Source organism: Nonomuraea pusilla (assembly GCF_900109355.1).
GTDB classification, from domain to species: domain Bacteria; phylum Actinomycetota; class Actinomycetes; order Streptosporangiales; family Streptosporangiaceae; genus Nonomuraea; species Nonomuraea pusilla.
The window spans coordinates 1-12624 of sequence record NZ_FOBF01000030.1 but is presented as its reverse complement, the minus strand read 5'-3'; the positions used below and the strand labels follow the sequence as shown (position 1 = coordinate 12624).

Annotated in this window: 11 protein-coding genes; 6 read left to right on the top strand and 5 right to left on the bottom strand. The window is 72.2% G+C overall.

Translation table 11 applies throughout. The features are described 5' to 3' along the window. Positions 1 to 16 precede the first annotated feature (16 nt). From BMX74_RS39070 to BMX74_RS39060, 3 genes are all read right to left on the bottom strand, one after another. Positions 17 to 730, bottom strand: coding sequence for a sulfotransferase family protein (locus BMX74_RS39070; protein ID WP_177227684.1), 714 nt, complete (start codon positions 728 to 730; stop codon positions 17 to 19). Positions 731 to 825: 95 nt separating this feature from the next. Next, a complete protein-coding gene (locus BMX74_RS39065) occupies positions 826 to 2076 on the bottom strand; it encodes a C39 family peptidase (RefSeq protein WP_055509258.1) in 1251 nt (416 codons plus the stop codon). A 73-nt stretch (positions 2077 to 2149) separates the two neighbouring features. Beyond that, complete coding sequence (locus tag BMX74_RS39060) at positions 2150 to 3160, bottom strand: endonuclease/exonuclease/phosphatase family protein (RefSeq protein WP_256257548.1); 1011 nt, start codon at positions 3158 to 3160, stop codon at positions 2150 to 2152. 348 nt (positions 3161 to 3508) lie between these two features. On the opposite strand from BMX74_RS39060, the gene BMX74_RS39055 reads away from it, so the two are divergent. The 4 genes from BMX74_RS39055 to pflA all read left to right on the top strand — a co-directional run bounded on the left by BMX74_RS39055 (position 3509) and on the right by pflA (position 7862). Continuing rightward, positions 3509 to 4216 (top strand): GAP family protein, encoded by a 708-nt coding sequence (locus BMX74_RS39055; RefSeq protein ID WP_055509260.1) that lies wholly within the window; start codon positions 3509 to 3511, stop codon positions 4214 to 4216. 132 nt (positions 4217 to 4348) lie between these two features. After that, positions 4349 to 4762, top strand: coding sequence for a pyridoxamine 5'-phosphate oxidase family protein (locus tag BMX74_RS39050; protein WP_091105494.1), 414 nt, complete (start codon positions 4349 to 4351; stop codon positions 4760 to 4762). A 113-nt stretch (positions 4763 to 4875) separates the two neighbouring features. Continuing rightward, positions 4876 to 7122, top strand: a complete 2247-nt coding sequence (gene pflB, locus BMX74_RS39045) for a formate C-acetyltransferase (protein WP_055509263.1) — start codon at positions 4876 to 4878, stop codon at positions 7120 to 7122. Then, on the top strand, positions 7119 to 7862 hold the full coding sequence (pflA, locus tag BMX74_RS39040; protein WP_091105492.1) for a pyruvate formate-lyase-activating protein: 744 nt from the start codon (positions 7119 to 7121) through the stop codon (positions 7860 to 7862). Before pflB ends, pflA begins: the two co-directional genes overlap by 4 nt. 99 nt (positions 7863 to 7961) lie before the next feature. Here pflA and BMX74_RS39035 read toward each other — a convergent pair whose 3' ends face one another. Together BMX74_RS39035 and BMX74_RS39030 are read right to left on the bottom strand one after the other, a co-directional pair. Then, positions 7962 to 8546, bottom strand: coding sequence for a CBS domain-containing protein (locus BMX74_RS39035; protein ID WP_091105491.1), 585 nt, complete (start codon positions 8544 to 8546; stop codon positions 7962 to 7964). 94 nt (positions 8547 to 8640) lie between these two features. Beyond that, complete coding sequence (locus tag BMX74_RS39030; protein WP_055509269.1) at positions 8641 to 9450, bottom strand: sigma 54 modulation/S30EA ribosomal C-terminal domain-containing protein; 810 nt, start codon at positions 9448 to 9450, stop codon at positions 8641 to 8643. Between the two features lie 173 nt (positions 9451 to 9623). Here BMX74_RS39030 and BMX74_RS39025 point away from each other — a divergent pair, with 173 nt between their 5' ends. Further along, positions 9624 to 11930: a phosphoketolase family protein gene (locus BMX74_RS39025; protein ID WP_082535616.1), complete on the top strand. Its 2307-nt coding sequence runs from the start codon at positions 9624 to 9626 to the stop codon at positions 11928 to 11930. A gap of 149 nt (positions 11931 to 12079) precedes the next feature. Then, entirely contained in the window at positions 12080 to 12607 is a 528-nt protein-coding gene (locus BMX74_RS39020; protein WP_091105489.1) for a DoxX family membrane protein, read from the top strand. Positions 12608 to 12624: the final 17 nt, after the last annotated feature.

The following is a 12624-nucleotide window of genomic DNA, read 5'->3' as shown; positions in this document are numbered from 1 at the left end:
CCGCCGAGAGGGTCGGTCAGGCTCCCCCTCCGGGGACGAACGGTGAAGGCAAGGTGCCCTCCGTCATCAGCGTGTCGAAGGTGCGCCGGATCGCGGCGGAGTCGTTGAGGTGCGGGAACGGCTCGCCGGGGACGTCCACGCCGAGGAACGCGCACAGCGGCCCCCAGCCCTCGCGCACGTCGAACACGAGCAGCCGCTCGGGCGGCAGGCTCGCCCTGACCTCGGCGGCGTGCCGCTCGAACACCTCCACGGCCGCGCGCTCGTCGGGCAGCCCGCCGTCAAGGGTCCAGTCGTCACCGAAGGTGGAGCGGCCGATGTGGGCGAGCACGGGGGAGAGCCTGGCCATGGTGCCGGCCACGGCCGCCGCCCCTTCGGGCAGTTCGCGTCCCTCTGCCTGCCGCAGCGGGTTGTCGGCGAACAGCGCCTTCATGCTCACGTACCAGCGGGACGGGTCACGCACCGTCAGGACGACCTTCGCCTCCGGGAACGCCTCCGCCTGCTCGCGCCAGAAGAAGCTGGCCGGCCAGTCCTGGGCGGAGCGGTAGCCGTCGAACACCCGGTTCCAGTCGAGCGGCTGCCCTGACGCCGCGGGCAGCCACCGGTCCACCTGGCTGGGATCCGTCATGATCTCGAACATGTGGTAGCAGGGGCCGAACCCCAGCCGTTCCAGCGCCGCCTTCATCGAGACGGTCCCGGTCCGCGGGAACCCCGCGCCGATCACCTTGAGCACGCCTGCCTCCCCTGTCGTACGGACGGTCGGTCGAGTGGTGCCTCATGGTGAACGTACGGGACCCCGCGGACGAATTCAATGGCAGGTGAGTTCTCCTACCAGTTGGCCGGCAGGCCCGGCGTGGTCGCGGGCAGGGCGTGGCCGGGCGGGTGGATGACGTACACCACGCCGCCGCTGCTGGAACTGCGCAGCCACACGTTCTCGAAGTCGGCGCGCGGGTAGACCCGGCGGACGGCGTCGTTCGAGGGCGAGGCCGGGTCGTTCGCGATCACGTCGCCGGTGGCGGTGAAGCCGACGATCACCATGAGGTGGCCGTTCGTGCCGTACCCGGCGCCGGGCAGCTCGCTCTTCTTGAACGACTGCGACGTGATCACCGGGACGCCCGCGGAGATCAGCCGCTCCAGCTCCGTCAGCGTGCGCAGCCGGGTGACGAAGCCGTCCAGGCCGTAGCGGCCCGCGTAGGCGGTGTTGAACGGCCAGTTGCCCGCGCCCTGGTAGGCGTGGTCGTAGGTGTAGCGGGCCGCGTAGTCGACCTCCGGGTTCGGGTCGGACGGGTCCACCCACGCGGTGTCCTGCGCGCTCGGCCAGCTGTCCCAGTACCCCAGCACCATCGTGGTCGAGGTCGGGCTGCACCAGGCCTCGCCGCCGCCGTCCCACTCCGGGTAGTGGCCCTGGTGGATGCTCTGCGAGCGGCGCGGCACCGCCAGCTCCTTCCCCCACGCGCCGCCGCCCGGGCTCACCGGCACGGTCTTGCGCTCCGGCACGTACGACGCCATCGCGCCCAGCGTCCGCACCGACGGCGCGACGGACGAGCCCGGCGTCCGGTACAGCGTGAGACGGAGCTGGTAGGCGCTCAGCTGCCGGCCCGCCGCCGCGACCAGCGTGTCCACGGACACGCTCGCGTTCGCGTCGCTCTGGCCGGCGACCGAGGTGCGCCGGATGTCGCCCTCGCCGTACGCCCAGCGGCCCAGCACGTACCAGCCGGTGAGGCCGGCCGCGTTGCGGACCCTGGCCTCCACCTGCAGCCAGCTCCCGGGCGGCGTGTCGGCCGTCCAGGAGGCGATCAGCTCGGTCGCGGGGAACCCGACGGCCTGCTCGGGGCCGGTCCAGCGGGCGTACTCCCAGGTCTTGGTGCCGAGGGCGTCGGTGTACGACGTGGTGCCCGCGGGTGAGGCGAACGACAGCACGGCGCCCGCCGCCGTGCCCTCGGACGTCCCCGAGGTGAAGGACTCCCGCTGGTAGACGACGTCCGCGGCGCCGGCCGCGGACTTCTGCTCGGCCCCGGCGGGAGTGGCGAGGGTGGTGGCCAGCAGGACGGTGGAGAGGAAGACGGTCAGCGCACGCATGAACCCACCTTGCTCGATGACGCATGGTCGGGCCGAGCGTAGGCAGGGCCGCCGCCGGCGCGCATCGGCGAATCTACGTAGGACGCCCCTCGGAGAGGGAGGCGGGCAGGCGCAGCTCGGCGAACACGCCGCGGTGGTCGGTGCGCGGCACGTCCAGGATCTCCGCCGCCCCGACCCCGGCCCGCTCGTCCACGAGGACGTGGTCGATCGTGATCATCGGCGGGATCAGGCGGCCGTTCGGCCAGGTCGGCACCAGCCCCTTGCCCGCCTGGACGGCGGCGTCCACGTAGCCGCGCCCGAGCAGCGTGCGCAGCGCCCGGTGGTCGAGGCTCGCGTTGAAGTCGCCGGCCAGGACCCTGACCGCGTCCGGCGTCGGGGCGGGGAGCGCGGCGAGCGCCCGGTACCACTCGTCCGCCATGCGGCCGAGCGGCGGGTTCGGGTGGATGGCCACGACCTCGACCCTGGCGCCGCCGGGCAGCGTCATCGCGGCGGCCGGCATGTTGTGCCCGACCGGGGTGAACAGGTGCGGCAGCTCGGTGAGCGGGTGCCTGGCGTACAGCCCGCTGCCGGTCGCGCCGTAGTCGGTCTGCAGCACCTGGTACGGCAGCAGCGCGCGGATCCCGGCGGCGTCCAGGGCGGCCGCCTCCCCGTGGGTCAGCTCCAGCGCGCTGAACACGTCCGGCTGGAGGCGGCGGACGAGGTCCACGACCGCCTGCGGGTCGGCCCGTCCGAACAGGTTGATCGACAGCACCCGCAGCGGCGCCCCCTGCGTGGTGGTGTCCTCGACGAACGCGCGCGGCAGCACGCACACCGCCATCGCGGCGCACGACACCACCGCGACCAGCGCCCGGACCAGGTTCCCGCGCAGCGCGAGCACGGCCGCCGTCACCAGCGCCGCGATCGCGCCGTAAGGGGTCAGCGTCATGAGCTGGGTGACGAACGACCCCCACTCCAGCCCGCCCGCGCGGATCACCGCCCACGCCGCGAGGAACGCGACGACGACCCAGGACATCCACCGCCTGCGCCGCCGGGGCCTCGTCCTGCCGCCGCCGCTCGCCTGCGCCGTCTCCACCGTGGTGCTCACGTTGCGGGCCACCCCGACCGTCTCGTCCCGACCTTGCCCGATCGAGCCTAACCGCCGGTCATGAGAGCACCCTGAGAACGGCCTCAGGACGCGCGCGGCGCTGGGACGTCAGCGCAGGACGATCGTGGTCGACCACGCGCGAGCCGTCCGGGTTGGCGAACGCCGACACTTTCAGCGCCTGGTCCGCCGCCGACGCCTCCAGCCGCACCGTGGCGGGGCGTCGGGGCCGCCCGGTTCAACCCCCCTTGGACGAAGTCCGGGCGCGGCGGCGGGTAGGCAGAAGGATGTACGCGGGGGTTCCCTCGGCGGGAGGAGGCAGGCGGGGGCGGGACGCAGCATGATCGCTGTATGACCACCGGTCTGCTGCTCACCCTCGCCGCGCTGGCGCTCGTCGACAGCACAAGCTTCGGCACGCTCGGCATCCCCGTCTACCTGCTGGTCGCCATGGACAGGTCACGGACGTCGCGGCTGCTCGTCTACCTGGCCACCGTCGCGTCCTTCTACTTCCTCGTGGGCGTGGCGCTGATGCTGGGGCTGTCGGCGGTGATGGAGCGGTTCGGCGAGGCGCTGCACAGCCGCCCCGCCTACTGGGTGCAGCTCGTGCTCGGAGTGGGACTGTTCGCGCTGAGCTTCAGGTTCGACCCGAAGCGGCGCAGGAAGCTGGGCAAGCCGGAGCGCAGGTTCGAGCCGCGCGTCGGCGGGCCGAGGACCATGGTGGCGCTGGGGCTCACCGCCGGGGCGGTCGAGGTGGCGACGATGGTGCCGTACCTCGCGGCGGTCGGCATGATGACCACGTCCAAGCTCGCGGCGGCGCAGTGGGTGCCGCTGCTGGCCGCGTACGTGCTCGTCATGATCGTGCCGCCGCTGGCGCTGCTCGGCCTGCGGGCGGTGGCGGGCCGATGGCTGGATCCGAAGCTGGAGCGGGTGCGCGACTGGCTGGCCAGGCACGCGGAGTCTGCGCTGGGCTGGGCGCTCGCCATCGTGGGTTTCCTGCTGGCGAGGGACGCCGCCTCGTACCTCTTCGCCGACGGCTCCGGGGTGATCCTGCGGCTGTGACGCCGCGCCGCCGGGCCTCCCGCAAAAGCCCACTTGCCCCAAAAGTCGGGACTTTGGTCCCTTTTTGCGATATTTCGTGGCTCGGCACACTGTTCCGGTGAAAACCCCGTCAATGTCGATGACGGTGCCCGCATGACCTCCCGTGCCCTCAGGGACCTGTCCGAGCGGGACGCCCTGCGGTTGCTGGCCGGCGTGCCGCTCGGCCGCATCGTCTTCACCCGCCACGCCCTGCCCGCCGTCAGACCCGTGAACCACATCGTGGCCGACGGCCGGATCGTCATCCGCTCCAGCTCCGGCACCATGCTCAGCGACGAGGTGGCGTCGCCCGGCGCCGTCGTCGCGTTCGAGGCGGACGACCTGGACACCGACCTCAGGCTCGGCTGGAGCGTCATCGTCACGGGCCTCGCCGGCGTCGTCGAGGACCCCGACCAGGCCGCCAGGTACAAGGCCAGGCTGCGCCCCTGGCTCGTGGGCGACATGGACCAGGTCATCGCCATCCGCCCCGAGATCGTCACCGGCTTCGAACTCGTCCGCGCGACCGGCTGAGCCGTGCCCGCCACTGGTGACCTTCGTCCCCGAGGAGGATGACCTTCAGCCGCCGCCGCCCGATCCCCCTTCGACGAGCATGAAACCGGACACTCGACACGAAGGGGACGACGATGACCGTCACATCGGCCGCGCTCGCGGCCTGGCGCGGCTTCCGTGGCACGACCTGGCGCACAGCCGTGGACGTACGCGCCTTCATCCAGGCGAACTACACCCCGTACGAGGGCGACGAGAGCTTCCTCGCCGGGCCGACCGCGCGCACGCGGGCGGTCTGGGAGGCGGTGGCGTCGAAGTTCCCCGAGGAGCGCGAGCGCGGCATCCACGACGTGGACGCCTCCACGCCGTCGTCCATCACCTCCCACGCGCCCGGCTACATCGACCGCGACCTGGAGCTGATCGTCGGCCTCCAGACCGACGCGCCGCTCAAGCGTGCCATCATGCCGGCGGGCGGGCTGCGCATGGTCGAGAGCGGCCTGGCCGCCTACGGCTACACGCTCGACCCGGCCGTGAAGGAGATCTTCACCAAGTACCGCAAGACCCACAACGACGGCGTCTTCGACGCGTACACGCCGGAGATCAGGGCCGCGCGCCGCTCCGGCGTCATCACCGGCCTGCCCGACGCGTACGGCAGGGGCCGCATCATCGGCGACTACCGGCGCGTCGCCCTGTACGGCGTGGACCGGCTCATCGACGTCAAGCACGAGGAACTGCACGCGCTCGACGACGCGTTCTCCACCGACCCGGTGATCCGCGACAGGGAGGAGCTGTCGGAGCAGATCAGGGCGCTGGAGGAGCTCAAGCGGATGGCCGCCTCCTACGGCCACGACGTCTCCCACCCGGCCGCCACCGCCCAGGAGGCCGTCCAGTGGCTGTACTTCGCGTACCTGGCCGCGGTGAAGGAGCAGAACGGCGCCGCGATGTCGCTCGGCCGCACCTCCACCTTCCTCGACGTCTACCTCGAACGCGACCTCGCCGAGGGCCTCATCACGGAGGAGCGGGCGCAGGAACTCGTGGACGACTTCGTCATCAAGCTGCGCATCGTGCGCTTCCTGCGCACCCCCGAGTACGACCAGCTCTTCTCCGGCGACCCCACCTGGGTGACCGAGTCGATCGGCGGCATCGGCGCCGACGGCCGCCCCCTGGTGACCCGCACGAGCTTCCGCTACCTGCAGACCCTGCGCAACCTCGGCCCGGCCCCCGAGCCGAACCTCACCGTCTTCTGGTCGCCCGCCCTGCCCGAGCCGTTCAAGCGCTTCTGCGCCGCGCTGTCCATCGAGACAAGCTCCATCCAGTACGAGAGCGACGAGCTGATGCGCCCCCGCTTCGGCGACGACACCGCCATCGCGTGCTGCGTGTCCGCCGCCCCCGTGGGCCGGCAGATGCAGTTCTTCGGCGCCCGCGTCAACCTCGCCAAGACCCTCCTGTACGCGATCAACGGCGGCCGCGACGAGGTCACCGGCGCGCAGGTCGGCCCCGCGTACCCGCCGCTGACCGGCGAGTACCTCGACTACGAGGAGCTGAGGGCGGCGTTCGACCGGATGATGGACTGGCTGGCCCGCACGTACGTCAACGCGCTCAACGTCATCCACTACATGCACGACAAGTACGCCTACGAGCGCGTCGAGATGGCGCTGCACGACCACCCGGTCAAGCGCACCCTCGCCTGCGGCATCGCGGGCCTGTCGGTCGCCGCGGACAGCCTGTCGGCCGTCCGGCACGCCCGCGTCCGCGTGATCCGCGACGAGACGGGGCTGGCCGTGGACTACGAGGTGGAGGGCGAGTACCCGGCGTTCGGCAACAACGACGACCGGGTGGACGGCCTGGCCGTGGAGCTGGTGCGGTCGTTCATGGAGAAGGTGCGGCGCCACCCCGCCTACCGCGACGCCGAGCACACGCAGTCGGTGCTGACCATCACCTCGAACGTCGTGTACGGCAAGCACACCGGCAACACCCCGGACGGCCGCCGCGCGGGCGCGCCGTTCGCGCCGGGCGCGAACCCGATGAACGGGCGCGACAGGCACGGCCTGGTGGCGTCGGCCCTGTCGGTGGCCAAGCTGCCGTACGAGGAGGCGCAGGACGGCATCTCCCTCACCAACACGGTCACCCCGCAGGGCCTCGGCCGCACCCCGGAGGAGCGGGTGGCGAACCTGGTGGGCGTCCTCGACGGCTACTTCGACGCCCGCGGCTTCCACATGAACGTCAACGTGCTCGACCGGGCGACGCTGCTCGACGCCATGGAGCACCCCGAGCGCTACCCGCAGCTCACCATCCGCGTCTCCGGCTACGCGGTCAACTTCGTCCGGCTCACCCCGGAGCAGCAGCGCGACGTGGTCGAGCGCACCTTCCACGGCTCGCTGTGAACGGCCGGGCGGCGCCGTCGGGCGTGATCAGCTCCTGGGACCTGTCCATCGGGGTGGACGGTCCCGGCACCCGGTTCGTGGTGTTCACCGGAGGGTGCCCGCTGCGCTGCCTGTACTGCCAGAACCCGGAGACGTGGCGGATGCGCGACGGCCGCCGGGTGACGGTGGACGAGGTGATGGCCGAGGCTGCCAAGTACCGCAGGTTCATCGAGGTGGCGGGCGGCGGCGTGACGATCAGCGGCGGCGAGCCGCTGCTCCAGCCCGCCTTCACCGGCGAGCTGCTGCGCCGCTGCCGCGCGCTCGGCCTGCACACCGCGCTCGACACCTCGGGCCTGCTCGGGGCGCGCGCCGGCGACGCGCTGCTGGCCGACACGGGCCTCGTGCTGCTCGACGTCAAGTCCTGGGACCCGGCCACCTACCGCCGGGTCACGGGAGGGCCGGTGGAGCCGACGCTGCGCTTCGCCCGCCGGCTGGCCGAGCTGGGGCGCCCGACGTGGGTGCGGTTCGTGCTCGTGCCCGGCCTCACGGACGACCCGGGCAACGTGGAGGGGCTGGCGCGGTTCGTGGCGGGGCTGGGCAACGTCGAGCGGGTGGACGTGCTGCCCTTCCACCGGCTCGCCACCGCCAAGTACGAACGCCTCGGCCTGCGCTTCCCGCTGGACGGGGTCGAGCCGCCCGATCAGGCGCTGCTCGACCGCGTCCACGCCCAGTTCAGGGCCCACGGGGTCACCAGCGTGTGAGCACGCCCGGCTCCTGGCCCGCGGGGTCGTCCGCGGGCGAGCAGGCCCCGGGCCCGCGGGGTCGTCCGCGGGCGATAAGGCCCCGGGCCCGCGGGGTCGTCAGCGGGTGAGCGCGCCCGGGTCGGACAGGGTGACGATGCCGTTCCTGACCTCCACCACGACGCCGTCGCGGCTGTCGCGGCTGTCGCGGCGCCCGGCCTCCGCGCCCGCGCCCTCGTCGTCGCGCAGGAAGACCTTCAGCAGGTCCCGCCGGGTGACGACGCCCGCGAGCCGGCCCTCCCCGTCCACCACGACGAGCTGCCTGATGCCCGCCTCGTCCATGATGCGGGCCGCCGCCACGGTCGAGGCGTGCGGCGGGACGGTCACGGCGGGCGCCGTCATCAGCGCCGCCGCGGTGCCCGCCGCCGCCTTCTCCCTGGGGTCGCCCGGCTGACCCGCGACGCGGCGGCGCAGCCGGGTCCGCAGCGGCGGCCGGTAGCTCTCACCGTGGTACTGCTCGCGGAACTCCTCCTTACGCATCAGGTCCGCCTCCGAGACGACGCCCATGACGCGGCGCTCGTCGTCCACGACGGCGACGGCCCCGGTCTCGCGGGCGACGAGCACCTCGGCGACGTCCTTGAACGACGTGTCCGCGTGGACCGAGGCGGCCCGGGGGTCCATGACGTCCTTGACCGTGATTCGCATCGCGGATCTCCTCCTTCCGTTCCCTGCCATCGCACCTCCTGCTCGGGGGGTGCGCGTAGGGACGGAAGTCCCAGGCCGGGCCGCCTTAGGCCCGTCAGGCGGGGGTGGGGGTGATGAGGCCGTAGTGGCCGTCGTAGCGGTGGTAGAGGACGCAGCCCCTGCCGGTGGCGGCGTCGGCGTAGAAGACGAACGGCCGTCCGGTGAACTCCAGCCGCTCCACGGCCTCCTGCTCGGTGAGGACGGGCGCGGGCACCGGGCTGACCGTGAGCGCCGCGCGGACCGGCCCGAGCAGGCCGGGCCGCGGGTCGAGCTGGGCCAGGCGGTAGCCGTCGCCGCGGGAGCGGGGCCCGGCCCGGTAGACGACGCTGTCCTGGCCGGTGGCGGCCTCGGTGAAGAGGTGGAAGTCGTAGTCCGACTGCTCCATGTCGAAGACGGCCTCGTCGGGGATCGCGCGCTCCAGCGCGTACGTCTTCCTGCGGACGATCACCGGGTCCTCCCGCCTCGGCCGGTGGGGCAGGGGCTCCTCGGGCGGCGCGGGGTGCCGGCGGCCGGGCTCGCCGTCGCGCAGCTCCCGGCCGCGCAGGTTCTCCCAGTCGCGCGTGGTCTTGAGCAGGCGGGCGCGCAGCCGGTCGTTCAGCAGGTGGACGGCCTTGCGGGTGGACTCGGCGGTGGCCTGGGCGTGGATCAGGCGCCCTCTGACGTCCAGGACGGCCTGGGCGGTCCGCCGCTCCCCGGGGTGCGGGGAGGCGACGAGCTTGACGGTCGCGCGCAGCACGGGCTCGTGGGCGAGCCGTGTCAGGGCCGCGACGGTCTCCTTGGCGTGCCTGACGTCCGCCGGCCGGATCCCGCCGCGGACCTCGACGTCCACGGCGGCGGGCTCCAGAGCGATGGGCCTGTGGCTCATGCGATCACACCTTCTTCGCGTCTCGACTGGACGCCTCCACCCTCTGGCCGGGCGAGACGCGGAGAACAGGGACTTGCGGCCTTCATGATCAGGGACCTTCGGCCGTGCGGGAGCGGGCGGTCAAGGCCGAACGGCCCTGTCGGAAGACCGATAGGTCAGCAACTATCGGGCATATGACACAGATGCCGATGATGCAGAAAATCGATGCCTTCTGGCGGGCTGCCAACTACTTGTCCGTCGGGCAGATCTACCTGCTCGACAACCCCCTGCTCGCCGAGCCGCTGCGCCCCGAGCACATCAAACCCCGCCTGCTCGGACATTGGGGCACGACGCCCGGGTTGAACTTCTGCTTCGCCCACCTCAACCGTGTCATCAACGAGCGCGACCAGGACATGATCTACATCGCCGGCCCCGGCCACGGCGGGCCGGCCGCGGTGGCGCACGCCTGGCTCGAGGGGACGTACTCGGAGCGCTACCCCGACGTCTCCCAGGACGCCGAGGGCATGCGGCGGCTGTTCCGCCAGTTCTCCTTCCCCGGCGGCATCCCCAGCCACGTCGCCCCCGAGACGCCCGGGTCGATCCACGAGGGCGGCGAGCTGGGCTACTCGCTGGCGCACGCCTTCGGCGCCGCCTTCGACAACCCGCGCCTCGTGGTGGCCTGCATCGTCGGCGACGGCGAGGCCGAGACCGGCCCCCTGGCGACGAGCTGGCACTCCAACAAGCTGCTCGACCCGTACCGCGACGGCGTCGTGCTGCCCATCCTCCACCTGAACGGCTACAAGATCGCCAACCCCACGGTGCTCGCCAGGATCCCCGAGCCCGAGCTGCTCAAGCTCATGGAGGGCTACGGCTACCGCCCCCACCTCGTGGGCCCCGACCACGAGGAGATGGCCCAGACGCTGGACGTGGTCTTCGACGAGATCGCCGCGTACAAGCAGGGCGAGGAGCGGCGGCTGCCCATGATCGTCATGAGGACGCCGAAGGGCTGGACCGGCCCCCGCGAGGTGGACGGCGTGCCGGTCGAGGGCACGTGGCGGGCGCACCAGGTGCCGCTGTCGGCCGTGCGCGACAACCCGGCGCACCTGGAGATGCTCCAGGAGTGGATGCTGTCGTACCGGCCGCGCGAGCTGTTCGACGCCGACGGGCGGCCCGTCGCCGAGCTGACCGAGACCGTGCCCGAGGGCCCGCGCAGGATGAGCGCCAACCCGCACGCCAACGGCGGCGAGTTGCTGCGGCCCCTGGCCCTGCCCGACTTCCGCGAGTACGCCGTCGAGGTCAAGGCCCCCGCGACCGTGTCCAGCGAGCCCACCAGGGTGCTGGGCGGCTTCCTGCGCGACGTGATCGCCGCCAACCCGCACAGCTTCCGCCTCATGGGCCCGGACGAGACCGCCTCCAACCGCCTGCAGGCCGTCTTCGAGACGACCGACAGGGAGTGGAACGCCGAGGTGCTGCCCACCGACGAGCACCTGGCCCCCGGAGGCCGCGTCATGGAGGTGCTCAGCGAGCATCTGTGCCAGGGCTGGCTGGAGGGCTACCTGCTGACCGGCAGGCACGGCCTGTTCAACTGCTACGAGGCGTTCATCCACATCATCGACGCCATGTTCAACCAGCACGCCAAGTGGCTGGAGTCGTCCAGGAAGATCCCATGGCGGCGGCCGGTGGCCTCGCTCAACTACCTGCTGTCCTCGCACGTCTGGCGCCAGGACCACAACGGCTTCAGCCACCAGGACCCCGGCTTCCTCGACGTCGTCGTCAACAAGAAGGCCCAGGTGGTGCGCGTCTACCTGCCGCCGGACGCCAACACCCTGCTGTCGGTGGCCGACCACTGCCTGCGCTCGCGGGACTACGTCAACGTGATCGTGGCCGGCAAGCAGCCCGTCCTCGACCTGTTCACCATGGACGAGGCCGTCGCCCACTGCACGCGCGGCCTCGGCATCCTGCCGTGGGCGTCCACCGACGACGACGGCGAGCCCGACGTCGTGCTGGCCTGCGCCGGCGACGTCCCGACGCTGGAGACGCTGGCCGCCGCCGCGCTGCTGCGTGAGCACCTGCCGCACCTCAAGGTGCGGGTGGTCAACGTCGTGGACCTCATGCGGCTGCAGCCGTCCACCGAGCACCCGCACGGGATGTCCGACGCCGAGTTCGACACGCTGTTCACCACGGACAAGCCGATCATCTTCAACTTCCACGGCTACCCGTGGCTCATCCACCGGCTCACCTACCGGCGGCACGGCCACGACAACCTGCACGTCCGCGGCTACAAGGAGGAGGGCACGACGACCACGCCCTTCGACATGGCCATGCTCAACGACATCGACCGCTACCACCTGGTGATCGACGTCATCGACCGGGTCCCCGGCCTCGGCAGCAACGCCGCCCACCTGCGCCAGGAGATGATGGACGCCCGCCTGGCTGCGCGCCTGCACACCCGCAGGACGGGCGAGGACGCCCCCGAGATCCGCGACTGGACGTGGGCCTGAGCGCCGGTCGAACCCGCCGTCCGGCCCTGCCGGGAGGGGCCCAAGGTCCCACCCGCCAGGACCGGACGGCTCTGCCGGGTCAAGGGCTCCCCAAGGTTTCCTAGAAGTGTCACCAAGGACACCGATCCGGCTCAGCGAAGGAGGCCGTCATGGCCACCACCCTCCACCCCCCGGTCCTCCACACTCCGGCGGCCACGGCGGCCCGCCACCCCGTCGACTACGTCTGGGCCGTCGCCCGCATCGCGATCGGCTGGATCTTCCTGTGGGCCTTCCTCGACAAGACCTTCGGCTGGGGCTTCGCCACCCCCGCGAACAAGGCGTGGATCGCCGGCGGCAGCCCGACGACCGGCTTCCTCAAGGGCACCGGCGACAACGCGCTCGGCGGCTTCTTCAGCGCGCTGGCCGGCCAGGCGTGGGTGGACTGGCTGTTCATGCTCGGCCTGCTCGGCATCGGCGCCGCCCTCGTCCTCGGCGTGGGCACCAGGATCGCCGCGGTGGCCGGCCCGCTGATGCTGGCCCTGATGTGGGCGGCCGAACTGCCCCTCGCCAACAACCCGTTCATGGACGAGCACATCGTCTACGCGGTCGTCCTGGTCGGCCTGGCCATGGCCAACGCCGGAGCCACCCTCGGCCTGGGCAACCTGGAGATCGTCAAGCGGAACCCGTACCTGCGGTAGTCGCCACGCCGCACCCG